At 57.9% G+C, this 25,755-nt stretch carries 27 protein-coding genes; 15 read left to right on the top strand and 12 right to left on the bottom strand.

Annotated elements, in window-relative coordinates:
- Positions 1-403 precede the first annotated feature (403 nt).
- Complete coding sequence (locus tag ACP7E4_RS05845; protein ID WP_426112503.1) at positions 404-859, bottom strand: flavodoxin; 456 nt, start codon at positions 857-859, stop codon at positions 404-406.
- Between the two features lie 98 nt (positions 860-957).
- Between ACP7E4_RS05845 and ACP7E4_RS05850 the strand changes: the two genes are divergently transcribed.
- Both ACP7E4_RS05850 and ACP7E4_RS05855 read left to right on the top strand, forming a co-directional pair.
- The gene (locus ACP7E4_RS05850; protein ID WP_426112505.1) at positions 958-1,419 is read left to right on the top strand and encodes a PAS domain-containing protein; all 462 of its coding nucleotides are present in this window, start codon (positions 958-960) and stop codon (positions 1,417-1,419) included.
- A gap of 51 nt (positions 1,420-1,470) precedes the next feature.
- The gene (locus tag ACP7E4_RS05855) at positions 1,471-2,076 is read left to right on the top strand and encodes a hypothetical protein (protein ID WP_426112507.1); all 606 of its coding nucleotides are present in this window, start codon (positions 1,471-1,473) and stop codon (positions 2,074-2,076) included.
- A gap of 30 nt (positions 2,077-2,106) precedes the next feature.
- Here ACP7E4_RS05855 and ACP7E4_RS05860 read toward each other — a convergent pair whose 3' ends face one another.
- Complete coding sequence (locus tag ACP7E4_RS05860) at positions 2,107-3,069, bottom strand: MerR family transcriptional regulator (RefSeq protein WP_426112509.1); 963 nt, start codon at positions 3,067-3,069, stop codon at positions 2,107-2,109.
- A gap of 228 nt (positions 3,070-3,297) precedes the next feature.
- Between ACP7E4_RS05860 and ACP7E4_RS05865 the strand changes: the two genes are divergently transcribed.
- From ACP7E4_RS05865 to ACP7E4_RS05890, 6 genes are all read left to right on the top strand, one after another.
- A complete protein-coding gene (locus tag ACP7E4_RS05865) occupies positions 3,298-3,864 on the top strand; it encodes an antibiotic biosynthesis monooxygenase (RefSeq protein WP_426112511.1) in 567 nt (188 codons plus the stop codon).
- Positions 3,865-4,104: 240 nt separating this feature from the next.
- Positions 4,105-4,809, top strand: coding sequence for a dihydromonapterin reductase (gene folM, locus ACP7E4_RS05870; RefSeq protein WP_426112563.1), 705 nt, complete (start codon positions 4,105-4,107; stop codon positions 4,807-4,809).
- A 21-nt stretch (positions 4,810-4,830) separates the two neighbouring features.
- Positions 4,831-5,394, top strand: coding sequence for a GTP cyclohydrolase I FolE (gene folE, locus ACP7E4_RS05875; protein WP_020294432.1), 564 nt, complete (start codon positions 4,831-4,833; stop codon positions 5,392-5,394).
- Positions 5,394-5,765, top strand: a complete 372-nt coding sequence (gene folX / locus ACP7E4_RS05880) for a dihydroneopterin triphosphate 2'-epimerase (RefSeq protein WP_331151919.1) — start codon at positions 5,394-5,396, stop codon at positions 5,763-5,765. The genes folE and folX overlap by 1 nt, the downstream gene beginning before the upstream one ends.
- A gap of 43 nt (positions 5,766-5,808) precedes the next feature.
- Entirely contained in the window at positions 5,809-6,105 is a 297-nt protein-coding gene (locus ACP7E4_RS05885; protein ID WP_426112513.1) for a DUF1244 domain-containing protein, read from the top strand.
- Positions 6,098-6,439: a HopJ type III effector protein gene (locus ACP7E4_RS05890; RefSeq protein ID WP_426112515.1), complete on the top strand. Its 342-nt coding sequence runs from the start codon at positions 6,098-6,100 to the stop codon at positions 6,437-6,439. Before ACP7E4_RS05885 ends, ACP7E4_RS05890 begins: the two co-directional genes overlap by 8 nt.
- 297 nt (positions 6,440-6,736) lie before the next feature.
- On the opposite strand, the gene trxB is transcribed toward ACP7E4_RS05890, so the two are convergent.
- On the bottom strand, positions 6,737-7,699 hold the full coding sequence (trxB, locus tag ACP7E4_RS05895) for a thioredoxin-disulfide reductase (protein WP_426112517.1): 963 nt from the start codon (positions 7,697-7,699) through the stop codon (positions 6,737-6,739).
- A gap of 140 nt (positions 7,700-7,839) precedes the next feature.
- Positions 7,840-8,439 (bottom strand): peroxiredoxin, encoded by a 600-nt coding sequence (locus ACP7E4_RS05900; protein WP_426112519.1) that lies wholly within the window; start codon positions 8,437-8,439, stop codon positions 7,840-7,842.
- A 347-nt stretch (positions 8,440-8,786) separates the two neighbouring features.
- Here ACP7E4_RS05900 and cysZ point away from each other — a divergent pair, with 347 nt between their 5' ends.
- Together cysZ and ACP7E4_RS05910 are read left to right on the top strand one after the other, a co-directional pair.
- On the top strand, positions 8,787-9,542 hold the full coding sequence (gene cysZ / locus ACP7E4_RS05905; RefSeq protein ID WP_426112521.1) for a sulfate transporter CysZ: 756 nt from the start codon (positions 8,787-8,789) through the stop codon (positions 9,540-9,542).
- Between the two features lie 253 nt (positions 9,543-9,795).
- A complete protein-coding gene (locus ACP7E4_RS05910) occupies positions 9,796-10,305 on the top strand; it encodes a hypothetical protein (protein WP_426112523.1) in 510 nt (169 codons plus the stop codon).
- 68 nt (positions 10,306-10,373) lie between these two features.
- Here ACP7E4_RS05910 and ACP7E4_RS05915 read toward each other — a convergent pair whose 3' ends face one another.
- Positions 10,374-10,793 carry a hypothetical protein gene (locus ACP7E4_RS05915; RefSeq protein WP_426112525.1) on the bottom strand — a complete coding sequence of 140 codons (420 nt, stop codon included), beginning with the start codon at positions 10,791-10,793 and terminating at the stop codon, positions 10,374-10,376.
- A gap of 260 nt (positions 10,794-11,053) precedes the next feature.
- On the opposite strand from ACP7E4_RS05915, the gene ACP7E4_RS05920 reads away from it, so the two are divergent.
- Positions 11,054-12,214, top strand: coding sequence for a glycosyltransferase family 4 protein (locus ACP7E4_RS05920; RefSeq protein WP_426112527.1), 1,161 nt, complete (start codon positions 11,054-11,056; stop codon positions 12,212-12,214).
- A 46-nt stretch (positions 12,215-12,260) separates the two neighbouring features.
- Here ACP7E4_RS05920 and ACP7E4_RS05925 read toward each other — a convergent pair whose 3' ends face one another.
- The 3 genes from ACP7E4_RS05925 to ACP7E4_RS05935 form a co-directional block, all read right to left on the bottom strand.
- Positions 12,261-13,370, bottom strand: a complete 1,110-nt coding sequence (locus ACP7E4_RS05925) for an NADH:flavin oxidoreductase (protein ID WP_426112565.1) — start codon at positions 13,368-13,370, stop codon at positions 12,261-12,263.
- Between the two features lie 218 nt (positions 13,371-13,588).
- Complete coding sequence (locus ACP7E4_RS05930) at positions 13,589-14,071, bottom strand: glutathione peroxidase (protein WP_331151967.1); 483 nt, start codon at positions 14,069-14,071, stop codon at positions 13,589-13,591.
- A gap of 117 nt (positions 14,072-14,188) precedes the next feature.
- Positions 14,189-14,674, bottom strand: coding sequence for a peptidylprolyl isomerase (locus ACP7E4_RS05935; RefSeq protein ID WP_341522734.1), 486 nt, complete (start codon positions 14,672-14,674; stop codon positions 14,189-14,191).
- Positions 14,675-14,687: 13 nt separating this feature from the next.
- On the opposite strand from ACP7E4_RS05935, the gene ACP7E4_RS05940 reads away from it, so the two are divergent.
- The 3 genes from ACP7E4_RS05940 to ACP7E4_RS05950 all read left to right on the top strand — a co-directional run bounded on the left by ACP7E4_RS05940 (position 14,688) and on the right by ACP7E4_RS05950 (position 18,146).
- Complete coding sequence (locus tag ACP7E4_RS05940; protein WP_426112529.1) at positions 14,688-14,984, top strand: DUF3565 domain-containing protein; 297 nt, start codon at positions 14,688-14,690, stop codon at positions 14,982-14,984.
- Between the two features lie 87 nt (positions 14,985-15,071).
- Entirely contained in the window at positions 15,072-17,162 is a 2,091-nt protein-coding gene (gene pta, locus ACP7E4_RS05945) for a phosphate acetyltransferase (RefSeq protein ID WP_426112531.1), read from the top strand.
- A gap of 78 nt (positions 17,163-17,240) precedes the next feature.
- Positions 17,241-18,146, top strand: a complete 906-nt coding sequence (locus ACP7E4_RS05950) for an acyltransferase (RefSeq protein ID WP_426112533.1) — start codon at positions 17,241-17,243, stop codon at positions 18,144-18,146.
- 355 nt (positions 18,147-18,501) lie between these two features.
- Here ACP7E4_RS05950 and ACP7E4_RS05955 read toward each other — a convergent pair whose 3' ends face one another.
- The 3 genes from ACP7E4_RS05955 to ACP7E4_RS05965 all read right to left on the bottom strand — a co-directional run bounded on the left by ACP7E4_RS05955 (position 18,502) and on the right by ACP7E4_RS05965 (position 20,934).
- Positions 18,502-19,206 (bottom strand): OmpA family protein, encoded by a 705-nt coding sequence (locus ACP7E4_RS05955; RefSeq protein ID WP_426112535.1) that lies wholly within the window; start codon positions 19,204-19,206, stop codon positions 18,502-18,504.
- 98 nt (positions 19,207-19,304) lie between these two features.
- A complete protein-coding gene (locus ACP7E4_RS05960) occupies positions 19,305-19,946 on the bottom strand; it encodes an MBL fold metallo-hydrolase (RefSeq protein ID WP_426112567.1) in 642 nt (213 codons plus the stop codon).
- Between the two features lie 61 nt (positions 19,947-20,007).
- Positions 20,008-20,934: a Gfo/Idh/MocA family protein gene (locus tag ACP7E4_RS05965; RefSeq protein ID WP_426112537.1), complete on the bottom strand. Its 927-nt coding sequence runs from the start codon at positions 20,932-20,934 to the stop codon at positions 20,008-20,010.
- Positions 20,935-21,338: 404 nt separating this feature from the next.
- Between ACP7E4_RS05965 and ACP7E4_RS05970 the strand changes: the two genes are divergently transcribed.
- Entirely contained in the window at positions 21,339-22,541 is a 1,203-nt protein-coding gene (locus ACP7E4_RS05970) for an HD-GYP domain-containing protein (protein WP_426112539.1), read from the top strand.
- Between the two features lie 111 nt (positions 22,542-22,652).
- Here ACP7E4_RS05970 and ACP7E4_RS05975 read toward each other — a convergent pair whose 3' ends face one another.
- A complete protein-coding gene (locus ACP7E4_RS05975; protein ID WP_426112541.1) occupies positions 22,653-25,388 on the bottom strand; it encodes a LuxR C-terminal-related transcriptional regulator in 2,736 nt (911 codons plus the stop codon).
- Between the last annotated feature and the right edge of the window lie 367 nt (positions 25,389-25,755).

Genomic DNA, 25,755 nt, shown 5'->3' on the forward strand with positions numbered 1-25,755 from the left:
AAAGTTTAGCCACACCCTGCAAAACCGTCGGGGACCTGGCGGCCATTCTGACGGCTTAAAAGGCCAATTCGGCGCCAGAGATGCTCGTCGCGCAGCTACACCGAACCGTTGGCGAGGCTTGCCCGCGAATGTGGCGCCTCGGTGCATCAGCACCACCGCGTTATTGTTCTTCGCGGGCAAGCCTCCAACGGATCTACGCAACATTCACGATAGGACGTACAGCCGCTGTATTTGCGCCTACTGGAATGCCGTCTTCCCGGATAAATCCGGTCCCACACAATCAGCGCGATCCAGTGGGACCGGCTTTAGCCGGGAAGGCGTCGGTTCAGACAATACCTCTGCGGCGCCTGGCGGTTGCCCCCAGACATAGAATCTCCAACGAGTCGCGCTTGATTCGCCTGAATCAGCTTTTCAACAATTCGACAAACCGCGCGAGCCATGGCTCGGCGTCGGTCTCGGGCGTGACGCTTTCACTGGCATCCAGGCGCAGCATCTCCTGGACTTCGATGACGCCCAGTTCCGCGAACAACTCGCGGATCTGCTCGCCGCCGCCACAGAAGGTATCGCCGTAACTGGCATCGCCCAATCCAATGACACCGCCGGGCAAACCGCGCCAGGCGGCCGGCAGAACATCGCGGATCTGCGAGTAGACCGGCTGGATGTTGTCGGGCAGTTCACCCATGCCGGTGGTCGACGTCACGAACAACAGAGCTTGCGGGGCGAAGGATTGCAAGCCTTCGAAGGTCACGCGCGGGTCCTGCAAGACTTCGAGACCGGCGTCGCGAAGGATTTTCCCGGCATGTCGAGCGACTTCTTCAGCCGATCCATAGACAGAACCGGAAACAATGGCGACTTTCATGAATCATCCTGTATCAGCGGAAAAACGTCGGACATTATGCCTCAAGCCAGCCCATGACCTAGAATGCTGTCTCTGCTCCCGGCTTCGGAACTCTCTTCATGATCAATGCAAAACTGCTGCAACTGGTGGTGGACGCTTCCAATGATGGCATTGTCGTCGCCGAGCAGGAAGGTGAAGACAATATTCTGATCTATGCGAACAAGGCATTCGAAATGCTGACCGGCTATCCGGTGGACGACATCCTTTATCAGGATTGCCGCTTCCTGCAGGGCGACGATCGGCAACAGCCGGCGCTGAAAGCGATTCGCGAAGCGGTCCACAGCGGCCAGCCGTGCCGCCAGATTCTGCGTAACTATCGAAAGGACGGCACGCCATTCTGGAACGAATTGTCGATAACGCCGGTGCTCAATGAGGCCGATCAGCTGACTTATTTCATCGGCATTCAGAAAAACGTCACCAAACAGGTGGAGGCCCAACAGCGGGTGGTTGAACTGGAAATTGAATTGGCTATTGCCAAAGAGGAGATCGCCGCGTTAAAAAAACACCCAAATGCAACATAATGTGGAATTAATGGTCTGCTTTCCCAATAACCGGTTTTTTCGAGCCCTGTAATGTCCCACGACACCCTTCTCACCCAGGCTGAGCTGGAATTTATCCAGAACATGCAGCACAACCCCAAACTGAACGTGCGCGATGCGACACGCAGCTTGACGGTGAACGGTGGGATACACATCCAGGATTTGCTCACCCGTCTGGCAGCTCATGAGCAGGTGACGATCCAGGCGCAATTCGCCAACCAGCAGATGACGTTCCCGCTGCATCTGGTGGAGGACGAATTTCACGCGCTGCACCTTGAACTGGGCGCGCCGAGTATTTTCGAAGAAGGGCCGCGAATTCGTCCGTGGCGCCTGACGCTGCAGGAGCCCATGCCGCTGGAGACCGAAAAAGGTACTCCGACGTCGTTATGGGTTCATGAGGTTTCGTTCAAAGGCGTGCTGCTGGAAAATCGCCGGTCGACCAAGCCGCCGAAAAACTTCTCCGCCTGGTTCGTGCCTGTCGGACATGAGCCGATTTCACTTCGTGGGACTTTCGAGCGCCTCACCGAGTCAGGGCTTGCGGCGTATCGTCTGAGCCAGCGCAACAAGGAAGAAACCGAACGGCTGCGCCAGTACATTCTTCAGGAACACCAGCGCGTTTATCCAACCATGCATCGTTGATCGCTGCCGCAACTCCTCTCCCGCACGCAATCACGTATCCAGATGCCCCTCGATAAACTGCCGCAAGCGCCGCTGCATGAAACTGCCTTCGCTGCCGATGCACGCGACCGGCGATCCATCAAGACTTTCCTGTGCCAGATCGGCGCCTTCTCCAGCCAGCACCAGCGGGCAGTCGAGTGCCAACGCCAGACGTTTGAGTCGGCGCGGCAAATCAAGGGTCGGCGGGTGATTGCTGAATAGCACGACAGCCAGCGGACGGACCTTGCCGCATACCAGCGTCAGTTCCTCCAGCGGCTGGCCCAGCGCCAGGACCTGAATATCGAAGTCAGGACTGCCCAGCAATAATCCCGCAACCCACAGTTCCAGCTCCCGACACTGCCCCGGCACGCCCGCGAGCAGGACCTTTCTATCGGTCAAGCCGCTCGATAACTGCTGGCGCTGCAAGGTCCGGGCACGCAGGAAGCTGTCCAGAAACAGCCATTCGCTGACTTGGCCGAAACGGTCGTGATGCAGCAACAATTCACGCCAGACCGGCAGCAGGATGTCCTGGAATACCACGGTCATCGGATAGCTGGAAAACACCTGGCCGTAGAGTTGTTCCAGGCGGCGCTCATCGAAAGAGCCGGCGGCCTGTCGCACTTGCGCCTGCCATTCGCCCCATTCGCCCAGCGCAATATCGCTCTCGGGTGCCACCGCCTGAATGCGCGCGGCCTGGGTCTTGGCGAGGATCTTGCTGACCTTGCTCACCGCCACGCCGCGTTCGATCCAGCCCAGAATGCTGCGCACCTCATCGATATCCGCCTGGGAATACAGGCGATGACCACTCTCGGTGCGGGTCGGCTGAATCAGGCCGTAGCGCCGCTCCCACGCGCGCAACGTGACCGGATTGATGCCGGTCATGCGCGACACTTCACGGATCGGGAACAATTCTTCCTGCTTCAGATCTTGCTTGAGGCCGCTTGAATCGCGGCGGCCAGTGAGGGATTCAGTCATGACAGGGATCGCATGGAAACAGTGGGGCGCATTGTACCCCTGTGGACCGGTCTTTCGCTAAAACACCCTGCGACTCGCACTGATGTAGACGAAACCCTATGGCTTATTCATGAATTTCAGGAATAATCCTTGCTTGCTAAAACGCCAAGCTGACGCAGCCCACTATCCCGGCGCTCTGTCATGTGACTTCCCTATCCGGGAATCTCACTCGTTTATCGGAGATACACAATGTCTACCACCCCCGTCACCTTGATGGTTGCTCGTCGCGTGGCCCATGGCCGCTACCAGGAACTCATGACCTGGCTGCATGAAGGCGAACAACTGGCCACCGACTTTCCCGGTTACCTGGGTTCGGGTGTCCTCGCGCCTCCGCCAGACGATAACGAATTCCAGATTATTTTCCGCTTCGCCAATGCGCAAACCATGCACGCCTGGGAGCATTCCGCCTCGCGAAGCTCCTGGTTGGTGCGCGGCAGCGGTCTTTTTGCGCAACCTTCGGAACATCGGGTCAGCGGGATCGACGGCTGGTTCGGCACAGTGGGCCAACGCCCACCGCGCTGGAAACAGGCCGTGGCGATCTGGCTGGCGTTTTTTCCGGTCTCGCTGCTGTTCAATTTCGTGCTCAGCCCGCTGCTCAATGAGCTGCAACTGCTGCCACGCGTGTTAATCAGCACCTTGCTGCTGACGCCGCTGATGGTGTTCTGGTTTATCCCGCTGTCGACGTATTTGCTGTCGTCGTGGCTGAACAGCACTCCGGCACCCCGGACGCCCACGGAATCGGCTCACTCGCGGTGAGCCCAACGCCACAATATGTACAAGCATCATCGACGATGTACAGGTTTTGCGTAAGTTTTATCGCCCTTCCCCGTAACGTCCCGCGCTGCAACCTCTCTTCCCCTAGCGTTATAGACAGGTGACCGGCGCGAGCCTGAATGGACGCAGTTGTACAAGAGTAGCCATTGGTATAACTTTGCAGCAGCTAGCGGCCAGCAACGGCCGACACCCAATGATTCCGACGTGCGAGCGCTCATGGCTTTGTCTCCTGCCCCGATCCTGATCACTGGCGCCAGTCAGCGCGTCGGGCTGCACTGCGCGCAACGCCTGCTGGCGGACGGCCAGTCGGTGATCATCAGCTACCGCAGCGAGCGTCCCGAGGTCGAACAGCTGCGCGCGGCAGGTGCTATTGCGCTTCATGGCGATTTTTCATCCGAAGCGGGCGTCCTGCAATTCATCGCCGCACTCAAAAGCCAGACTGACAGCCTGCGGGCCATCGTCCACAACGCTTCAGAGTGGTTGGCAGAAACGCCGGGCGACGAGGCAGCGGTCTTTACCCGCATGTTCAACGTCCATATGCTCGCGCCCTACCTGATCAACCTGCATTGCGAGCAGTTGTTGCATCGCTGCGAGGTCGCAGACATTATCCATATCAGCGATGACGTGACCCGCAAAGGGAGCAGCAAACACATCGCTTATTGCGCCAGCAAAGCAGGACTCGACAGCCTGACCTTATCCTTCGCCGCCAGGTTCGCGCCGCGGATCAAGGTCAATGGCATCGCCCCGGCCCTGTTGATGTTTCAACCTCATGACGATTCGGTCTATCGCGCCAAAGCCCTGGCAAAATCGGCCATGGGCATCGAGCCCGGTCCCGAGGTGATTTACCGAAGCCTGCGTTACCTGCTGGATAACCCGTATGTCACCGGCACAACCCTTACCGTAAACGGCGGACGGCACGTCAAGTAAGCTGCCCCGAGGATCCTTTTGATGAGTTCATCCCTGCCACAGCACTACCGCGAGATTCTCGTCGGCCTGGGCGAAAACCCTGACCGCGAAGGTCTGCTGGATACCCCGAAACGTGCCGCCAAGGCGATGCAATACCTGTGTCATGGCTACGCGCAGAGCGTCGAGGAAATCGTCAACGGTGCGCTGTTTGCCTCCGACAACGACGAAATGGTCATCGTCCAGGACATCGAGCTTTACTCGCTGTGCGAACACCATCTGTTGCCCTTCATCGGCAAGGCGCACGTCGCCTACATCCCGACCGGCAAAGTGCTGGGGCTGTCCAAGATCGCTCGCCTGGTGGACATGTTCGCCCGGCGCCTGCAGATCCAGGAGAACCTGACCCGCCAGATCGCCGACGCGATTCAGGAAGTCACCAACGCCGCTGGCGTGGCAGTGGTCATCGAAGCCAGGCACATGTGCATGATGATGCGCGGCGTCGAGAAGCAGAACTCGACCATGAACACCTCGGTGATGCTCGGCGCATTCCGTGATTCGAGCACGACCCGTCTGGAATTCCTGCAATTGATCGGACGGAGCAGAAACTGATGGCAAGACTTGAACCAGGCACCGCGCGCATTCGAGTCAAGGACCTGTGCCTGCGCACCTTCATCGGCATCAACGAAGATGAAATCGTCAATAAACAGGATGTGCTGATCAACCTGACGATTCTGTATGCCGCGCAGGAAGCCGTGCGCGACAACGACATCGGTCATGCCCTGAACTACCGCACCATCACCAAAGCCATCATTCAGCACGTCGAAGGCAATCGCTTTGCCTTGCTCGAACGCCTGACCCAGGAAGTGCTGGATCTGGTGATGAGCCACGAGCCGGTGCTGTACGCCGAAGTTGAAGTCGACAAGCCTCATGCCCTGCGTTTCGCCGAATCGGTGTCGATCACCCTCGCCGGACAGCGCTGAACCTCTTATCATTGCGCCCTTAATTGCCTGCGAAGAGCCCATCATGACCCCGCAAGAACGCCTCGAACTCGAAGCCGCCGCCTTTCGCCGACTGGTCGCGCATCTGGACAGCCGCAAGGACGTACAGAACATCGACCTGATGAACCTTTCCGGCTTCTGCCGCAACTGCCTGTCCAAATGGTACAAGGCCGCAGCAGACGAAAAGCACATCGACGTCAGCCTCGACGAAGCCCGCGAAGTGGTTTACGGCATGCCGTACAGCGAGTGGAAAGCTCAATACCAGCAAGAAGCCAGCGCCGAACAGCAAACGGCGTTCGCCAAGGACCACAAGCATGACTGACCTGAATACCCTGCGCGCCAGCCTGGCGAGCGGCGAACATCTGTTCGCCGACACATTGGCCTTCATCGCGACAGGCTACGACTACCAGCCGCAAGCGTTCAGCAACGGCCCGGTAGACAACGCGGCCGGGCAGAACGAAGGTTCGTGCAAAACCCTGGGCCTCGCGCTGCTGGAAGGTTTGAGCGATGAAGAGGCGTTGCTGGCGTTTGGCGAACATTACCGCTCGGTACAAGCCACACCAGAAGGCAGCGATCACGGCAATATCCGCGCTTTGATCGCCCATGGTCTGGCCGGGGTGAAGTTTGCGCAGGAGCCGCTCAAGCGTAAGGGCTGATGTATGCGTGCCCTTGTGGGAGCGAGCTTGCTCGCGAACATGGAATCTCCAACGGATCTACGCAACATTCGCGATAGGACAGTACAGCCGATGCATTTGCGTCCACTGGAATGCCATCTTCCCGGATAAATCCGGTCCCACAAATCAGCGTGATCTGGTGGGACCGGATTTATCCGGGAAGGCGCCGGTTCAGACACTACATCCGCGCCGCCTGGCGGCTGGCCCCGGACATAGAATTTCCAACAAATCACCATAAAAAACCGGCCTGAGCCGGTTTTTTATTGCCACACAACGCTATCAGAACGAGGCGTTGGCCAGGCCGTCGAGATACCGTTCAACGTCCAGCGCTGCCATGCAACCGGCACCGGCCGAGGTAATTGCCTGACGGTAAACGTGGTCAGCCACGTCGCCCGCAGCGAAGACACCTTCCACGCTAGTAGCAGTCGCATTGCCTTCACGGCCGCCCTGCACAACCATATAGCCGTCTTTCAACGCCAACTGACCTTCGAACAGCGAAGTGTTCGGCGTATGGCCGATTGCAATGAACACGCCATCGACTTTCAGCTCAGCGCTGCTGCCATCGTTGTTCTTCAAGCGAGCACCGGTCACGCCCATGTTGTCACCCAGGACTTCGTCCAGCGTGGCATTGAGCTTGAGCTCGATCTTGCCTTCGGCAACCCGCGCGTGCAGCTTGTCGATCAGGATCTTCTCGGCGCGGAACGTTTCGCGACGGTGTACCAGAGTCACCTTGCTGGCGATATTTGCCAGATAAAGCGCTTCTTCAACAGCGGTGTTACCGCCGCCGACCACCGCCACTTCGCGGTTGCGATAGAAGAAACCGTCACAGGTTGCGCAGGCCGAAACGCCTTTACCCATGAACGCTTCTTCGGACGGCAGGCCCAGATAACGAGCGCTGGCGCCGGTGGCAATGATCAAGGCGTCGCAGGTGTAAGTGCCGTTATCACCCTTGAGGCTGAACGGCTTGCCGGCCAGATCGACCGCATTGATATGGTCAAATACGATCTCGGTTTCAAAACGCTCGGCATGCTCACGCATACGATCCATCAGCGCCGGACCGGTCAGGCCGTGCGGGTCGCCGGGCCAGTTGTCAACTTCAGTGGTGGTGGTCAATTGACCACCAGACTGCATGCCGGTAATCAGCAAAGGCTTGAGGTTGGCGCGCGCGGCATACACCGCAGCGCTGTAACCGGCAGGGCCGGAGCCGAGAATGATTACTCGGGAATGACGTACATCAGACATGACACACTCCTATCGACCGACCATCGATGCCGTGGTCGGAACGGCTGGAATAAAAAAGGACCACCGAAAGCACTTGGGGAAGGCTCACAACACGGCAGTCCTGGAAAGTCTGTGGCTGCGACCGCAGTCGCAGCGACGGATTACAGGCTGGTCGCGTTCTGCGCCAGGTAATCAGCAACGCCTTGAGCGTCGGCTTTCATGCCTTTCTGACCTGGACGCCAGCCGGCAGGGCAAACTTCGCCGTGCTCTTCAGTGAACTGTAGCGCTTCCACCAGACGAACCATGTCATCTACATCACGACCCAGCGGCAGGTTGTTGACAACCTGATGCTGAACCACGCCTTCGCGGTCGATCAGGAACGATGCACGCAACGCGACACCATCTTCGTGCTCAATGCCATAGGCGCGAGTGATTTCGTGTTTAACGTCGGCAACCATGGCGAACTGAACTTCACCAATGCCGCCCTTCTCGACCGGAGTGCTGCGCCAGGCGTAATGAGTAAACTGCGAATCAATGGAAACGCCAACCACTTCAACACCCAGATCGCGGAATTTAGCGATGCGGTTGTTGTGGGCGATAATTTCCGATGGGCAAACAAAGGTGAAATCCAGCGGCCAGAAAAACAGTACGACGTATTTACCGCGCAGCGAAGAAAGCTTGAAGCTGTCGACGATGGAACCGTCGCCCAACACGGCCGCTGCGTCGAAGTCCGGTGCCTGTTTGTTAACCAGTACGCTCATGAAGTCTCCTGTAGGGTTCAGATTTAATAAGAAAGGGTGGATAAGTTGGCGTGCAGCTTATCGAGGGTGCCAAGATTAAGGAAATATCGTTTCACAATCCACCTCATAGCCGGGGTCTATACCAGCACAGTTCGATAGGTGCGAGAGGACTTGTCCTCGAAGCAGCCAGCCTGGCCAACCTCGATCTGGCTGGTAAGGCCTCATTGCCTGCGCCGACGCCTTCGCGGACAAGTCCGCTCCCACGATAAGAATGCGTTCAGTCCCGGAGCGACTCATGAACCCGCCGCTTTCACCCCCGCGCCAAAGCCGGTAAGGTCGGCGGGTTTACCACTGATCGGAGGCTGCCAATGCCTGCTCCTGCTCTCTCGGGCCCGCAATACCTGCGCGAAGGCCTGAAACTGATCCTCAGCCCCGGCCTGCGCCTGTTCGTCCTGCTTCCATTGGGCATCAATCTGCTGTTGTTCATCGGCCTGATTTACCTGGCCATGCATCAGTTCGGCATGTGGGTTGATGCGTTCATGCCGGAGTTACCCAGCTGGCTGAGTTTTCTCGACTACATCCTGTGGCCGCTGTTCGTCACGTTAGTGGTGCTGATGGTGTTCTTCACCTTCACCATGATCGCTAACATCATCGCCGCGCCGTTCAATGGTTTCCTGGCGGAAAAAGTCGAAGTCGTGCTGCGCGGAACCGACGACTTCCCGGCCTTCAGCTGGGGCGAACTGGTCGCCATGGTGCCGCGCACGTTTGGCCGTGAAATGCGCAAGCTGGGCTACTTCCTGCCACGCGCCATCGGGCTGTTCATCCTGTCGTTCATTCCGGTCGTCAACCTGATCGCCGCGCCGCTGTGGCTGCTGTTCGGCATCTGGATGATGGCGATCCAGTACATCGACTACCCGGCGGATAACCACAAACTGGGCTGGAACGAAATGCTCGCCTGGCTGCGTTCCAAACGCTGGCAAAGCCTGAGCTTCGGCGGGATTGTCTATCTGGTGCTGCTGATCCCGGTAGTCAACCTGCTGATGATGCCCGCCGCTGTTGCCGGAGCGACACTGTTCTGGGTGCGTGAGCGTGGGGCTGAGGCGTTGCTTCCCCAGATACGCTGAATGGATAAGAGGCTCTGAACATTCAGGGCCTTCTTAATGTGTGGGGCGAAAATTCTCCGCTGCTGGCAAAAGTTTGCCGCATCTTCGCTGATGAGAGATTTGACAAACGTCACGTTTCCTACCAGACCATACGGATATCCGCGTATATATAAACCGACATGTGCTGATCTTCATATTTAGTAACAATCGCACGTCCAATTCTGGCACCCGCTTTGCTTATTGTCATCACCCACAACAATAAAGTGATATGGCAATGCAAAACACTATAAATTCAGCAACCCTCACTCTTGATAGCTGTATAGGTAAATCTGTATCAGGAACCGCTGTTAATTCAACAAAAATCAGCGATATTGATAGAAGCTTTGCAGACACACTAAAGAGCATGACGACTGAAGCACCTCAAACATCACCAATGCGCAATACGAAAGTGACAGACTTGTATGAATGGCTGGTCGAGGGAGGAGCACAAGATCCCGAGTGGGCCAATGAATCTGCTTTTCTGTACGGATGCGAATACATTGATACTCCGATGTTATACGTCGGCGATTGGCCAATCATAAGGATCGCGGCAACCGGAGAAATTTTCACCCCAGAAAAACAGGCCTACTTCAAACAAATTGCTGATCTTTACCATGAAGGACGGGTAAAACTATACGAAAACGAATTCGCCAAGGGCACACCTCCCTCGGAAATCCTCAAGAAAATATTTGAGTACAACAACACCTTGCCCGATGAATTCCGAAAAATGTCGGGATGGCTGTAACCCTAGGCCGCGAGTGCATAGGCGGTGCGGGTGAATCCACTCGCACCGCTCTTAACCTCGCCGAGGTATTACCAGTTTACTGTCAAGCTTCCTTTTAAACCCCACTCTGGATTAAATGGACGCCCCCTGCTTGTCACTAAAAAGTAAAATGGCAATGCAGCATCACCACGACCGAACCCGCTACTGGAGCCGGAATTCTGCAAGGAAACATCCTTACAGATATTAGTCGCCATTTGACACAACTTAACATTGTATCCTTGACGAGACGGCGTCCAGCTCCAGCTCACGCTCTTAACCTTCACACCATCTGGAGCATCAAGGCTAAAGGGAAGATTGACCCGATGCGTTTCCCCTGACGAATAAATATAAGGGAACTCAACCTCAGAAAAGTACTGACCGGCTATAGCGCCTTGCGCGGTCGTTAACAGCGCGGTTAACGCTCCCACAGCCAAAGCTATTCGGCTCAAATTATTGTTATAAAATTTCATTTTTTAAGTTTCCAGCTTAGTCATTTCTGTGAGAACGACCTCATTGGAGGTCAAACTTTAATATCGAATGGTTAAATTCGAAATCTGACGTTATCCAGAAAACATTCCGCATCAACACTACAAAGTTATATAAAACCACTTACGGAAACGTCTTACTCTCGCATCGGAATAAAGGCATGGATCCCACCGTCACAAATCCATCATCCCACCGCCACATAACCGAAATCATCCCGGCCGACACTGGCTCCATGAGCACATCCATGCGTATCACCTTCATCACCGAAACCTTCGCTCCCGAAATCAACGGCGTTGCCAATACCCTGGCGCGGTTGTGTGATGGGTTGCGGGTGTTGGGCCATCGAATTGAGTTGGTGCGGCCTCGGCAGAGTCAGGATGAGGGGCCGGCGGCGGAAGATGTGGTGCTGACACGCGGCTGGCCGATTCCGGGCTATCCGGGGCTGCAATGGGGGCATTCGTCGATGCACAAGTTGCTGCGGCGCTGGCAGCGGCAGCGTCCGGACGTGCTGTACATCGCCACCGAGGGCCCGTTGGGCTTGTCAGCGCTAAGGGCAGCGCGGCGATTGGGGATTGCCGTGGTCAGTGGCTTTCATACCAACTTCGCGCAATACACTCATCAATACGGCCTGGGCTGCATCGCTCGCCTGCTCACCCATTATCTGCGCTGGTTTCACAACCGCTCCCGGGTGACGCTGGTGCCCAGCATCAGTCAGAAACTGGAGCTTGAGCGGCGCGGCTTCGAGCGTATCGAATTATTGTCCAGAGGCGTCGACAGCCAGTTGTTCCATCCTTCGCGGCGTTCCGAGGCCCTGCGCGAGCGCTGGGGTCTGCAAGCCGGAGACACAGCGGTTCTGCACGTGGGCAGGCTTGCGCCGGAAAAAAACCTGGGTCTGCTCAAGTCGACTTTTGAAGCGCTGAAAACCCGATACCCGCGACGGCATTTGAAGTTGATTGTGGTAGGCGACGGGCCTGAGCGCCGAATGCTCGAAGAGCAACTACCCGAGGCAATTTTTTGCGGCACGCAGCGCGGTGAAGAACTGGCGACACATTATGCGTCGGCGGATGTGTTTCTCTTTCCCAGCCTGACCGAGACGTTTGGCAATGTAGTGCTGGAGGCGCTGGCGTCAGGCCTCGGTGTCGTGGCGTACGACGAAGCCGCAGCCGGCCAGCACATTCGCCACGGCCATAATGGCGCGCTGGCAATGCCGGCGGATGAGGAAGCGTTTATTGATGCCGCCTGCTGGCTGCTCGACGACAGTGAGACCCTGCGCCGTGTGCGCCTGAACGCCCGGCAACATGCCAGTCGCCAAGGCTGGGGGGCGATCATCGATCTGTTCGAGCGCCAACTTCGCAACGCCTGCGCTGCGCCCGAGTTACAGGCAGTCCCGCACGTTCAGCGCTGACGTTACCCGCGCACATCCGGCCGCATGGTGAACGTCAGCAACCCGCTCAGACCAGCGTGGTCAGCGCCTCGCGACTGAACGGCAGAATGTCCTGCTCGCGACCGTCACGCACCTTCACTGCCCAGTCAGGATCCACCAACAAGGCGCGGCCCACTGCCACCAGATCAAACTCGTCGTCACCCAGTCGCTGCAAGAGATTTTCCAGACTTGCCGGCTGCGCGATCTTGTCGGTGTTGACCATGAATTGCAGGAACTCGCCATCAAGCCCGACACTGCCCACCGTGATCGTTGGCTTGCCGGTGAGTTTGCGGGTCCAGCCAGCGAGATTGAGGTCAGAGCCTTCAAACTCAGGCTCCCAGAACCGGCGCGTCGAACAGTGGAAAATATCCACGCCCGCGTCGGAAAGCGGCTTGAGGAATTCCGCCAAGGCTTCGGGCGTCTGTACCAGGCGCGCGCTGTAATCCTGCTGCTTCCACTGGGAAAAACGGAAGATGATCGGGTAGTCATTTCCTACCGCCGCGCGCACGGCTTCGATCAGTTCGACGGCGAAGCGCGAGCGGTTGGCCAGGCTGCCACCGTATTCATCAGTGCGCTGGTTGGTCCCTTCCCAAAAAAACTGATCCACCAGATAACCGTGGGCGCCGTGGATTTCCACGCCGTCCATGCCAATGGTCTGCGCATCTTTGGCGGCCTGGGCAAATGCGCCGATGACTTCGTCGATGTCCTGTTTGCTCATGCCGTGGACCACGACATTGCCATCCTTGAGTTTTTCCATGGGGCCGTACGCCGGAACGCTGCCATCCGGTTCAGTGCCTAAGCGGCGAACAGCACCCACATGCCAGAGTTGTGGAACGATCTTGCCGCCTTCGGCATGCACCGCTTCGACCACTTTCTTCCAGCCGGCCAAGGGCGCTTCACCGAAAAACTGCGGCACGTTCGGGTAACCGTTGGAAGCCTTGTGGTTGATAGTCGTGCCTTCGGTAATGATCAGGCCAACACCTGCCGCAGCACGACGTCGGTAGTACTCGATGACTTTGGAGTTAGGCACGTGGCCTGGGGAAAAGGAGCGCGTCATCGGCGCCATGACGACCCGCGACGACAAACTCAAGCTGCCTAACTGGAAGGGTTTGAACAGGGCTTTCACGGGCATGCAAATGTCCTCAGACGAATGAATGGTCTCCAGACGTCGCGTGATTCGGACTATCTGTGGAAACGCAGGCGCTTACATAGAGCGGCGCTTAGCATAAAGCCCCGCAAGAGCGGCAGCCCATTACTATTGATCTGAGTGATTTTGCAACAGAAGGGTCAGGACAGACCCTGAGACAGGAACAACCGGCCGGGTAAACGCAGCTGCCACCCGGCGAAGCGCTTGGCTCAGGCCAGGGCCTTTTCAATCGCAGTGATGACTGCTGGATCATCCGGTGCGGTGCGAGGCGAGAAACGTGCAAGCACGCGGCCATCCTTGCCCACCAGGAATTTTTCGAAGTTCCAGGTGATGTCGCCCGGAAACTCAGCGCCTTCACCTGCCAACAGGCGATACAGCGAGTGACGATGCTGGCCATTGACTTCAAGCTTGTCAGCCAAGGGGAACGTCACGCCATAGTTGAGGCTGCAGAACTCCTGAATTTCCTGCTGGGTACCCGGTTCCTGGCCTGCAAACTGGTTGCAGGGCAAACCCAGCACACTGAAGCCTTTATCCTTGTACTGCTGATAGAGGTTTTCGAGCGCCGCATATTGAGGCGTCAAACCGCATTTGGAAGCCACATTGACGACCAGAACCACTCGCCCCTTGAACGGCGAGAGCGGCAGTTCCTGGCCATCCAGAGCTTTCAGTTTCAAGTCGTGAAAAGCACTCATGACAACTTCCTTATGACAGCGGACTAAAAAAGGCGCCTCACCAGGCGGCACAGAACATGATGTTCTCGCTGAACCTGTCAAAGCGCCTTGCCAGCTTTGTGAGCTTAGCAGCACAAATCAGTGGTGATGGCCGCCTTCGCCATGCACGTGACCGTGAGCGACTTCTTCCTGACTGGCGTCACGGATATCTACGATCTTGACTTCGAAGTTCAGACGCTGGCCGGCCAACGGGTGGTTGCCGTCAACGGTGACATCGTCGCCATCCAGGTCGCGAATGGTCACGATCTGCATGCTGCCGTCAGGACCGGAAGCATGGAACTGCATGCCGACTTCAAGTTCGTCAACACCTTCAAACATGCTGCGGCTCAGAGTGCTGACCAACTCTGCGGAGTATTCGCCGTAGGCGTCTTCCGGTTCGATGGATACTTTCAGTTCGTCACCGACGTTTTTGCCATCCAGAGCCTTTTCCAGGCCCGGAATGATATTACCTGCACCTTGCAGGTAGACCAGCGGCGCGCCACCGGCGGAGCTGTCGATGACCTCACCAGCGTCGTTGGTCAGGGTATAGTCGATGGAGACAGCCTTATTGGCGGCGATCGGCATGAGGGCAAGACCTTTGCTTAAGATTGAAGAACGAGCAAGTTTAACCAAGCAATCGCCCGAAAGCGAACGCAACTCTGACGGACGGCCCATATTGGAAAACCCGACGGTGATCGGCTTTCGGCAGGACGAGCAAGGCCACTGGATCGCCATGCTGTCCTGCGGCCACACGCAACACCTGCGGCACCAGCCGCCCTGGCAGTCCCGCGCCTGGGTTCTGGATCCGGCCCAGCGCGCACAAAAAATAGGCCAAAGCTTTCACTGTGGCTGGTGTGCGCAGAGCCCGGATAACGATAATCTTACGCCCCGTTGAGACGCTGCGATTCGACAGCGCCCTGCTTTTCCGGTCGGCTGGCTGATCTTCGCCACGGCCCTTGTACTGCTCAAGCGAGAACCCTGAATGCAGACTTTCTTTATTGCCCCCACAGACTTTGGTGTGGGTTTGACATCCATCAGCCTTGGACTGGTGCGCACCCTTGAGCGTGCCGGGCTGAAAGTCGGCTTTTTCAAACCGATTGCGCAACCGCACCCCGGCGACCTGGGGCCGGAACGCTCCACCGAACTGGTAGCGCGCACCCACGGTTTGAAGCCGCCACGACCGCTGGCCCTGGCCCACGTGGAACGTATGCTGGGCGATGGCCAGCTCGATGAACTGCTGGAAGAAATCATCGCCCTGTATCAACAGGCTGCTGTCGGCAAGGACGTGCTGATCGTCGAAGGCATGGTGCCAACCCGGCACGCCAGCTATGCGGCGCGGGTCAACCTGCACCTGGCGAAAAGCCTGGATGCCGAAGTGATTCTGGTGTCCACACCGGAAAACGAAGTGCTCAAGGAGCTGTCGGGCCGGGTCGAATTGCAGGCGCAACTGTTTGGCGGTCCCAAGGACCCCAAAGTACTCGGCGTGATTCTCAACAAAGTCCACACCGATGAAACCATGGAGGCGTTCGCTGCCCGCCTGAAGGAACATTCGCCGTTGCTGCGCAGCGGGGATTTCCGCCTGCTGGGCTGCATCCCGTATCAAGCTGAACTCAACGCGCCGCGCACTCGCGATGTGGCCGAGCTGCTGGGCGCGCAGGTGATCAACGCCGGCGACTATGAACAGCGGCGCATGTCGAAAATCATCATTTGCGCGCGCACCGTGCTCAACACCGTGCAGCTGCTCAAGCCGGGCGTGCTGGTGGTAACGCCGGGTGATCGCGACGACATCATTCTCGCCGTCAGCCTTGCAGCCATGAACGGCGTGCCACTGGCCGGCCTGTTGCTGACCAGCGACACCGTGCCCGACCCACGCATTCTGGAACTGTGCCGAGGCGCGTTGCAGGCCGGGTTGCCGGTGCTGTCAGTCAGCACCGGGTCGTACGAAACCGCCACGCTGCTCAACCAGCTCAACAAGGAAATCCCCATCGATGACCGGGAGCGTGCCGAGATCATCACCGATTTTGTCGCCAGCCACCTCGACGCCAACTGGCTGCACCAGCGTTGCGGCACGCCGCGCGAGCTGCGCCTGTCGCCGGCGGTGTTTCGCTATCAGTTGATCCAGCGGGCGCAAGCGGCCAACAAACGCATTGTCCTGCCCGAAGGCAGCGAGCCGCTGACCATCCAGGCTGCGGCGATCTGCCAGGCGCGTGGCATCGCCCGTTGCGTGCTGCTCGCCAAACCCGAAGAAGTCCACGCCGTGGCCAAGGCGCAAGGCATCGAACTGCCGCCAGGGCTGGAAATTCTCGACCCGGATGTGATTCGCGAGCGCTACATCGCGCCCATGGTCGATCTGCGCAAAAGCAAAAGCCTGAATGCGCCGATGGCCGAGCAACAGCTGGAAGACACCGTGGTGATCGGCACCATGATGCTGGCGCTGGATGAAGTCGACGGGCTGGTTTCCGGCGTCATTCATTCCACCGCCAACACCATTCGCCCGGCCTTGCAGCTGATCAAGACTGCGCCGGGCTGCACGCTGGTGTCTTCGGTGTTCTTCATGCTCTTTCCCGAGCAAGTCCTGATGTACGGCGACTGCATCATGAACCCGCACCCAACCGCAGGCGAACTGGCCGAAATCGCCCTGCAGAGCGCTGATTCCGCCCTGGCATTCGGCATCACGCCTCGGGTGGCGATGATCAGCTACTCAAGCGGCAATTCGGCCAGCGGCGAAGAAGTGGAGAAAGTGCGCGAAGCTACGCAACTGGCCCATGAAGCGAAACGCGATCTGCTGATCGACGGCCCGCTGCAATACGATGCCGCCGCCAACGAAAATGTTGCCCGGCAATTGGCGCCAGACAGCTCGGTGGCGGGCCGGGCGAACGTGTTCGTGTTCCCCGACCTCAATACTGGCAATACGACCTACAAGGCCGTGCAACGCAGCGCCGATTGCGTCAGCCTTGGGCCGATGCTGCAAGGTCTGCGCAAGCCGGTGAATGATTTGCCACGGGGCGCGCAGGTCGATGACATCGTCTACACCATCGCCCTGACCGCGATTCAGGCTGACACCCTTTCCTGACACACACATTCACCACACTGCACATGCCGTCGGCGCAACCCGGCGGCATTCGAATACCTTTCTGGAGCCTGATCCGTCATGGATTTTTTGCCTGCACCCTTGCGTGGCGTCATCGCCTCGCTGCTTTTGGCGCTGAACACTATCGTTTTATGCACGCTGCTGTTTGTAGTCGCGCTCTTCAAGTTCTGCCTGCCCTTCCCTGCCGCCCAGCGTGTAACGGACTGGCTGATGAGCCACATCCACGAAGCCTGGATCAGCAACAACAGCCGCTGGATGACGTTGCTGGGGCATACCCGCTGGCACCTGAGCGGCCTCGAAGGTCTGGATTATCAACATTCCTATCTGGTAACCAGCAACCATCAGAGCTGGGTCGACATCATGGTTCTGCAACATGTGCTGAACCGACGCATCCGCCCGTTGAAGTTTTTCCTCAAGCAGGAGCTGATCTGGGTACCGGTGATTGGCCTGGCCTGGTGGGCGTTGGGCTTTCCATTCATGAAGCGCTATTCCAAAGCCTATCTGGCGAAGCATCCGGAAAAGAAAGGCAAGGATCTGGCAACCACCCGGCGCACGTGCGCGAGATTCCGTAACAATCCGGTAGGTATTTTCAACTTCGCCGAAGGCACACGATTTACCGAAGGCAAACACGCCGCCCAGAACTCACCGTTTCGTCATCTGCTCAAACCCAAGGCCGGCGGCATCGCCTTCGTGCTCGATGCTATGGGCGAACAGCTGGAGTCCATCGTCAACGTGACCATCCACTATCCGGGCGGGCGTCCGGGCTACTGGGATCTGTTGTGCGGCAATGTCAAAGAAGTCGTCGCGCATTTCGAAGAGATCAAAATCCCGGCGCACTTCATCCGCAAGAATTACGACCAGGATGGCGAGTACCGCCTGGAATTCCAGCAGTGGATCAACACGCTGTGGGAAGACAAGGACGCGTTGCTGGATCGGATGTACAGCGAGTATCCGCTGAAGCGGTGAGCCTTCACGAAACCGCGCCTCGTTGGAGCGAGTCTTCAGCTTTAGATTTTCCGTGCCGCGATTTCGCAGACACCTCCGAACGCGCGTCAGGAGGCTGAGCGTAGGTGCCGTGGTGTGGGGCGACCGGCATTGATGCCGGTCGAGCGCCGTTAGGCCAGGGATGGCCCATCGGCGCGTACCCGCACCACGGCACCGGAGCGAAGGAACCCCTGCGAAGCAGGGGCCGGACGTCAGCGCAGAATGGTTTCCCCCCTTTGCCGAAACAAAGGGGGTCGACCGTCAGGGCGAAATCGATCTAGACAGCGGCGCCGCTGCTGTTGATACCACCCGATTGGAAGGAGCTCCCTGCCCTGGCTTACTGCTGAGGCTGATCATATTGCTGACCAGGAATCGGCTTGAGATTGACCTCTACGCGACGGTTCTGGGCGCGGCCGTTGACGTCGGCGTTGCTGGCAATCGGTTGATCGGGGCCGGCGCCGCGTACGGTCAAGTGGCTGGCGTCCACGCCCTGTGACGTCAGGTACGTGCTGACACTTTGTGCGCGTTGCAGCGAAAGGTCCATATTGTGCTGTCGGCTGCCGGTGCTGTCGGTGTAGCCGATGATTTCGATGATGTTCTGGTTGTACTGCTTCAACGAGCCGGCCAGATTGTTCAGTGGCGAATAGAAGCTGCTGGCGATGGCGGCCGAATCCGTGGCGAAGGTGATATTGCCCGGCATGATCAACTTGATCTGATCGCCCTGACGCTGAACCTCGACGCCGGTGTTAGCCATGCTCGCGCGCAACGCAGCTTCCTGCTTGTCGGCGTAATAACCGTAACCGGCTGCACCGACGCCCGCGACGGCAGCGCCGATCAAGGCACCTTTGCCACGGTTGTTATGATCGATTGCCGCACCGGCAACAGCGCCCACCAAGGCGCCGATACCGCCGTATTTCGCTGTTTTGCTGAGGCCGCCAGAGCTTTCTGCCTGGCCCTGGTTGTCATAAGGATTCTGTGATGCACAGCCAGACAGCATGGCCACGGCAGTAGCGACAATGATCAAACGACGCGAGGTAAACATGGGAAAGCTCCTGATTCTATGAACGTCAAGGCTGGCGCCTAATGCCGGGATTAGAGCACGGCACTCGTCAAAAATTCCTTAACGATGCCTGAATGGCCTTACGCGCGGACAAAGGGGTTTTCCCGCATCTCGTCACCCAGACGGGTCTGCGGACCATGGCCAGTGATAACCGTCGCGTCTTCATCCAGGGTGTAGAGCCGCTGCTGGATGGAGCGCACGATGGTTGCCTGATCCCCGCCCCACAAGTCCGTGCGACCAATCCCGCGACGAAACAAGGTATCGCCGGCAATCAGCAACTGGGCATCGGCAAACCAGAAACTCATCGAACCCGGCGTATGCCCCGGTGTGTGCAAGGCAACCCCACAACCGCAGGCCAGCTCTTCTTCATCCTCCAGCCAACGATCCGGCGACGGCACCGGCGTATATGGCACGCGAAACATCTGGCACTGCATTTCCAGGTTGTCCCACAGAAACTGATCTTCTTTATGCAGATGCAGCGTCGCGCCGGTCTTTTCCTTCAACTGCCCGGACGCCAGGAAGTGATCCAGATGCGCATGGGTATGAATGATGCTGACCAGCTTCAAACCCAACGCCTCAAGGCGAGCAATGATCATTTCATGATCGCCACCCGGATCGACCACGATGGCCTGCTTGCTGATCGGGTCACCAATGATCGTGCAGTTGCACTGCAAAGGGCCGACGGGAAAGGTTTCGCGGATGAGCGCGGGTTTTGCGGGGATCATGGGGGTTCCTGGAAAACAGTGGCCAAAGGTTGAAATGCGATTCGATGAAGCAAGGTGATCAGTCGTAAAACGGCTCCACCGGTTCGCGGCTGCCGACGAAGAAGCTGTCCGCCACGAGACGCAACGGTTGCAGGTCCAGGTCGCTGGCTTTGTTGCGAATCAGCGTTTCGAAGTGCCGATAGACCGCTGGGTATTCTCCCTCTTCACTGACCTGCCGGGCAACGCCATCAATGCTCAGGTTGGCGCCGCCGTTATCCAGGCGCAGCGTCCCTTCCTTGCAGCGCACTTCGATGCTCCATAACTCATCATGGCCGTGATCGAAATCGAACTCGGCGCGAACATCCAGATGACTGGAATCCGACAGCCGCAGGGACGCAGCAATGGGCGACTGGCAATTGTTCGGCACGCGAAGCTCGGCGGACTGCACGAACAGCGCCAAGGGCAGCAAGTGGGTGGCGATGGACAGCGCGTTGATGCCCGGATCGAAAACCCCAAGGCCGCCCGGCTGCCAAATCCACGCCTGACCTGGATGCCATTTGCGCACGTCTTCCTTCCAGTCGATCTGCACCGACTCCAGGGTTCTGCTCGCCAGCCAGTCCCGTGCAATCTCAACCCCAGGGGCGAACCGGGAATGCCAGGCAAACAAGCCGCTGATCCCTTGCTCCCCAGCCTGATCAATCAAGGCCATGGCTTCGCCGAGCGTCGCGCATGGCGGCTTCTCCACCAACACGTGTTTACCGGCAGTAATCGCCTCACTCACCAGAGCAAAGCGACCTTGGGGCGGCGTGCAGAAGACAATGGCGTCCACTTCCGGGCCTTTGGTCAGCATTTCGCCGAGTGAGCTGAAATTCTCCGCGCCTGGACAGGGCTGCCCGAGGCTGGCGACCGCCAGAAGCCGGAACGCTGGATTGGCGAGTATCGCCGGTACGTGCTGATCCTGGGCTATCTTGCCGTAGCCGACTAAACCGAGACGAATCGGCTGCATGGTAGGTTCCTTTTTTTGTGCTTGTTGGATGCAGCAAACTAGACGTAAATCAATGCGCAGACAACTGGTTCGCAGCACGCTGAAGAGAATGTGCAGCAGCTCGCCCGAGGAAAAATCCTGTCGCCGCAAGTAACGTGCGTTAACGAACAATAATGAACATCGATAGGGAGCGCGGGCAAACAAACAACTGTTTGATAAGAGGTAGAATTTTAGATTCTTCAGTACATAAATAAATATATTTGCGAAGCACTTCTGGCACTAAAAATAACTTACCGATAACACATTGAAAATATTGAACATTTTATAAACCATCAAGATAGTGAAAGTTATCAGTCGCGCTGGTTATTTTTAAAACTTTTTTCATATACTGGCGCAACGCAATCAGTATCTTCAAGGCGGCAGCCATGCTGAAAAAAATCCTTGTTACCGATCTTGAACTGGGCATGCATATCCATGAATTCTGTCGCACGCCGGGCAGCGAGGTACCGTGGGTAAATCACATCGAAGTGCCGCTCAATGACATTGAAGAGCTGCACAGGATTCAACAATCCACTGTCAGGGAAGTCTGGATCGACACCAACCTGGGCAAACCTGCCGCGGGCCAGTGCCCGCATCAACCGGCAGCACCGCCTGATGACACCGCACCTGCCAGCCTGGAAAAGGAACTGGCGCGAGCCATGTTGATTTGCGGCCGCGCCAAGGCTGCGGTCATGACGATGTTTACCGAGGCCAAGATGGGCAGAGCGATGAATGTCGCGGATGTCGATTTGCTGGTCGAAGAGATCTCCAATTCAATACTGCGCCATCCCCATGCGCTGATCAGTTTGTCGCGCCTGAAAACCTCAGACGAATACACCTATATGCATTCGGTGGCGGTCTGCGCGTTGATGGTCGCCCTTGCGCGGCGCATGGGGCTGACCGATGATCAGGTTCGTCACGCGGGCGTCGCGGGCCTGATGCACGACGTGGGCAAGATGATGATCGCTCCGGAAATCCTCAACAAACCCGACCGGCTCACTCCCGCAGAATTCGCGGTCATGAAGCACCACCCGGAAGCCGGCTTGAAAATCCTCGAAGAGAATCAGCAGGTCAACGCCATGGTGCTGGACGTCTGCGTTCACCATCACGAAAAAATCGACGGCAGTGGTTATCCGCATGGACTGACCGGCGACGAAATCAGCGTGTATGCCAAGATGGGGGCAATCTGCGACGTCTATGACGCGGTGACCTCGGAACGGCCCTACAAAAAGGGCTGGGGCGCGGCGCAGTCGATTCGGGAGATGGCCTCGTGGAAAGGTCATTTCGACGAAAAAGTGTTTCAGGTCTTCGTCAAGACCCTGGGCATTTACCCGGTCGGGGCGCTGGTCAGACTGGCAAGCGGTCGCTTGGGCATCGTCGTTGAACAGAATGAAAAATCACTGTTGTTGCCCAAGGTCAAAGTGTTCATGTCCGCCCACACCAAACGCCCCATCGAACAGCGCGTGATCAACCTCGCCAATCAGCAGGACCACGACACAATTCTGAAAGTAGAGTGCCCGGAAGACTGGGGAATTACCGATGTGGAAGAACTGTGGTCAGGGATAAAATCCGGGGCGTTGACGCAATAATGGAGCCAACTTTGTGGGAGCAAGCTTGCTTGCGAAGGCGTCCGGGAAGCTAGCAAAGATGTTGAACGGGCAAATGTCTTCGCGAGCAAGCTCGCTCCCACAGTGTATTTATCACCCCAACAGCCCCAACTCCTTCGCCCGCGCCACTGCCTGAGTGCGACGCTCGACGCCGAGCTTGCTATTGATGTGGCTGGCGTGGGTCTTGACCGTATGCAACGAAATGAACAACTGATCGCTGATTTCCTGGTTCGAACAGCCCTGGGCGATGAGTTGGAGAACGCTGAGTTCCCGCACGCTGAGGGTGTCGGTTGTATGCGCCGGCTCGACGGGTTCGCGCGCGCGGACCTCAATGGGCAGTTTGCTCATTAGCGTATCGCGTAGCTGGCAAGGTTCGGCTTGCAGCAACTGCTCGCGCAGCCAACACGGATGGCGCTGGATCAATTCGTGGAATGGCAGCAAAGCGCCCCCGGAAGCGGCGAGCAGGCAGCGACTGAACAACAGCCGCGCGCGGCCTTCTTGCGCAGTGCCCAGCAGCAAAAGGATCTGCTGAATCAAGGTCGTCAGTGTCAACAACTGGCCATCGACCTTCTGCGCGTAGCTTTCCAGCGTCTGCAAGCGCTCGGTGCACGCCGCGACATTGCCCTGAATCCGCTCCAGCGCGGCGCGTTGCATCTCGACTTGCTGCGGCAATTGCGGATGACACTCCGGCGCTGCGGCGGGCGCGTCGCCGCTGTAGGTCTGGGTCAGTCGCAAGAGCCAGGCTTCGGCCAGATCGACGCGCCCTTGCGCCAGCCACAGCTCACATTTGACCAACGTGATCATCGCCAGGTAATACACGGGCGGCACGTCCCAGATATGCATCAGCCGCTCGGCTTCACCCAGTTCGGCAAACGCTTCGGCGAAGCGGCCTTCGCGCCCTTCCAGCCCGGCAATCACACAATGGCCGATCAACACGCTGATGTCGCGACAGGCCCGGGCTTCGGCCAGACCGGCAAGCAATTGCGCCCGGCCGTCTTCGGCCTGCATGCGCAGGGTCAACAGGTAGCCTTCATACAACGTCAATCGCGCACGGATCGCATATAAACGCTGCGACGACAGTCCCTTGAGACGTTGCATGCCCTGATGGACTTCGTCGAGTGAGCGGTTGATTTCACCACGCGCTTGCAGCACCCGCGCCCGATCATAATGGGCTAGGGCTTCGAATAGAGGATTGGCAACGCGCTGGGCCAACTCCAGCGCATCGCGGTTCAGCGCCCGGGCCCGCCACAGATCGCCATCGACAATGGCCAGGCCGGATAGCGTCGACAGGCACAACAATCGCTGGCCGTAACGTTTTTGCGGCAGGCTGAGCAAAGCCTCGGAGCAATACAGCTGGGCCCGGGTGCTGTCGCCTCGCCCTCTGGCAATGATGCCGCTGAGCGCTAGCCATTGAGCAAGCATGGAGTTTTGCGCCGTGGCCGACGGCGCGGGCAGAAAACGACTCAGGTTACTGGCCAACTCTTCAGCGGCATCCAGCTGACACGCCAGACCCAACGCCCAGGCGTACAGGACAATCAAACGCGGCGTGCTGATCAACAAACTATCGGGCAGGTCCATTTTCCAGCGCAACAGCATGCCGACGTTCTGTTCGGCCAGCAGCTGCTCTTCGGACAGGTTCTGCACCAGATTGGCGGCGACGTCCAGATGGCCCGCGCGCAAGGCCTGCTCGACTGCTTCGTCCAGCAACCCCTGATCGCTGAACCAGCGGCATGCATTCAGGTGCAGCCGGGTTTGCCGCAGCTCGGCATCGGGCCGGGCACGCAGCAAATCGGAAAACAAATGGTGATAGCGAAACCAGCGGCCATGCTCATCCAGCGGCACGAGAAACACCTGATGCGATTGCAGATAACGCAGCATTTCCGCGCTGTCGTGGCTGTCCCGCGCGGCATTGCATAGCTCACTGCAGAAACGCTCCAGGCACGCGGTCTCGTACAAAAACGCTTGAACTTCAGCGGGCAGGCAATCAATGACTTCTTCAAGCAAGTAGTCACGGATCAACCCTTCGCCACCGTGCAGCGCCTGCGGCAACGCGTTGTCACCACCGGCTTCAGACGCGGCCAGCAGCCAGAAGCGCAGCCCGGCAACCCAGCCCTCACTGCGCAGGATCAGGCTTTGCAACGCTTCGCTGTCCAGCGAACTGCTGTGCTGATCGAGCAGCGCCCGCGACTCGCAATGGGTCAGGCGCAAGTCCTGCTCAGTGAGTTCCAGTAATTGTCGGGAGAGGCGCAAGCGCGCCAGGTGCCAGTCCGGTCGTTGCCGGCTGGTGACCATGATGATCAGGCCGGCGGGCAAATGATTGAGGAAAAATTGCAGGCAGCGATCCAGCACCGGCCCTTGCGCCAGATGGTAATCATCGAGGACCAGCAACAGCGGCTTGCTCAGTAATAGATGCACGGCCAGCTCGTCGAGCAGGCCGTCCAGCCATTCTTCAAAGGCAAACGGTTGATGGCGCTGACGCATCTTCAGCAAACCAAGCGCCTGGGCGCCCAGCTGGGGGAAAAACTGCTGCAACCCGGCCAGCAAACGTTCGAGAAAACGCCCCGGATCGCTGTCACGCTGACTCAGCCCGACCCAGACGCTTTGCCATTGAGGCGGAAGACTCTCGCAGAACTCCACCGCCAGGGAACTCTTGCCGAATCCGGCCGGCGCACTGACCAGCAGCAGACGCCCGGACAACCCAGCCGCCAGCCGCTCGCACAAGCGAGCACGCGATATGTATCCGTCTGGTAACGGAGGTCGAAAAAATCGCCCTTCCAGCGCGGGTACCGCGCTGTCTGCGAATCCTTGCATACGGGACAGATCAGTCATGGCCGGCTCTTGTTGTTGAAGCGCTATTAGCGGCTAAGCAGATAGTCCCGAGACTAGCGGTTAAGCGGCGCCTTTTGAAGGCGATTGCCTAAAAGACTGTAACAAAATTCCTACAATCATCATTGCGAATACCTGGGCATAGAAAAGCCCCGGTTAAGGGGCTTAGTCAGTCTGTTGGAGCGAGGCTTGCCCGCGAAGGCGTCAATTCAGGCAATACCTGTATCAGCCTGAAAATCGATTCGCGGGCAAGCCTCGCTTGTATGTTTAGACTTGAAGGGGTGGGTGGGACTAAAAGCCTAGCTTCTGACTCATACCAGTACAGACCGTTGGAGACTTCGTCCCACCCCTTCACCAAATGCGCCGATAA

This window comes from Pseudomonas sp. DSP3-2-3, from assembly GCF_049898225.1.
Lineage (GTDB): Bacteria > Pseudomonadota > Gammaproteobacteria > Pseudomonadales > Pseudomonadaceae > Aquipseudomonas.

Coding starts and splice junctions, on each gene's coding strand:
- ACP7E4_RS05845 (WP_426112503.1), bottom strand. CDS start 859: ATGAAAGTCGCCATTGTTTCCGGTTCTGTCTATGGATCGGCTGAAGAA.
- ACP7E4_RS05850 (WP_426112505.1), top strand. CDS start 958: ATGATCAATGCAAAACTGCTGCAACTGGTGGTGGACGCTTCCAATGAT.
- ACP7E4_RS05855 (WP_426112507.1), top strand. CDS start 1,471: ATGTCCCACGACACCCTTCTCACCCAGGCTGAGCTGGAATTTATCCAG.
- ACP7E4_RS05860 (WP_426112509.1), bottom strand. CDS start 3,069: ATGACTGAATCCCTCACTGGCCGCCGCGATTCAAGCGGCCTCAAGCAA.
- ACP7E4_RS05865 (WP_426112511.1), top strand. CDS start 3,298: ATGTCTACCACCCCCGTCACCTTGATGGTTGCTCGTCGCGTGGCCCAT.
- folE (WP_020294432.1), top strand. CDS start 4,831: ATGAGTTCATCCCTGCCACAGCACTACCGCGAGATTCTCGTCGGCCTG.
- folX (WP_331151919.1), top strand. CDS start 5,394: ATGGCAAGACTTGAACCAGGCACCGCGCGCATTCGAGTCAAGGACCTG.
- ACP7E4_RS05885 (WP_426112513.1), top strand. CDS start 5,809: ATGACCCCGCAAGAACGCCTCGAACTCGAAGCCGCCGCCTTTCGCCGA.
- ACP7E4_RS05890 (WP_426112515.1), top strand. CDS start 6,098: ATGACTGACCTGAATACCCTGCGCGCCAGCCTGGCGAGCGGCGAACAT.
- trxB (WP_426112517.1), bottom strand. CDS start 7,699: ATGTCTGATGTACGTCATTCCCGAGTAATCATTCTCGGCTCCGGCCCT.
- ACP7E4_RS05900 (WP_426112519.1), bottom strand. CDS start 8,439: ATGAGCGTACTGGTTAACAAACAGGCACCGGACTTCGACGCAGCGGCC.
- cysZ (WP_426112521.1), top strand. CDS start 8,787: ATGCCTGCTCCTGCTCTCTCGGGCCCGCAATACCTGCGCGAAGGCCTG.
- ACP7E4_RS05910 (WP_426112523.1), top strand. CDS start 9,796: ATGCAAAACACTATAAATTCAGCAACCCTCACTCTTGATAGCTGTATA.
- ACP7E4_RS05915 (WP_426112525.1), bottom strand. CDS start 10,793: ATGAAATTTTATAACAATAATTTGAGCCGAATAGCTTTGGCTGTGGGA.
- ACP7E4_RS05920 (WP_426112527.1), top strand. CDS start 11,054: ATGCGTATCACCTTCATCACCGAAACCTTCGCTCCCGAAATCAACGGC.
- ACP7E4_RS05930 (WP_331151967.1), bottom strand. CDS start 14,071: ATGAGTGCTTTTCACGACTTGAAACTGAAAGCTCTGGATGGCCAGGAA.
- ACP7E4_RS05935 (WP_341522734.1), bottom strand. CDS start 14,674: ATGCCGATCGCCGCCAATAAGGCTGTCTCCATCGACTATACCCTGACC.
- pta (WP_426112531.1), top strand. CDS start 15,072: ATGCAGACTTTCTTTATTGCCCCCACAGACTTTGGTGTGGGTTTGACA.
- ACP7E4_RS05950 (WP_426112533.1), top strand. CDS start 17,241: ATGGATTTTTTGCCTGCACCCTTGCGTGGCGTCATCGCCTCGCTGCTT.
- ACP7E4_RS05955 (WP_426112535.1), bottom strand. CDS start 19,206: ATGTTTACCTCGCGTCGTTTGATCATTGTCGCTACTGCCGTGGCCATG.
- ACP7E4_RS05965 (WP_426112537.1), bottom strand. CDS start 20,934: ATGCAGCCGATTCGTCTCGGTTTAGTCGGCTACGGCAAGATAGCCCAG.
- ACP7E4_RS05970 (WP_426112539.1), top strand. CDS start 21,339: ATGCTGAAAAAAATCCTTGTTACCGATCTTGAACTGGGCATGCATATC.
- ACP7E4_RS05975 (WP_426112541.1), bottom strand. CDS start 25,388: ATGACTGATCTGTCCCGTATGCAAGGATTCGCAGACAGCGCGGTACCC.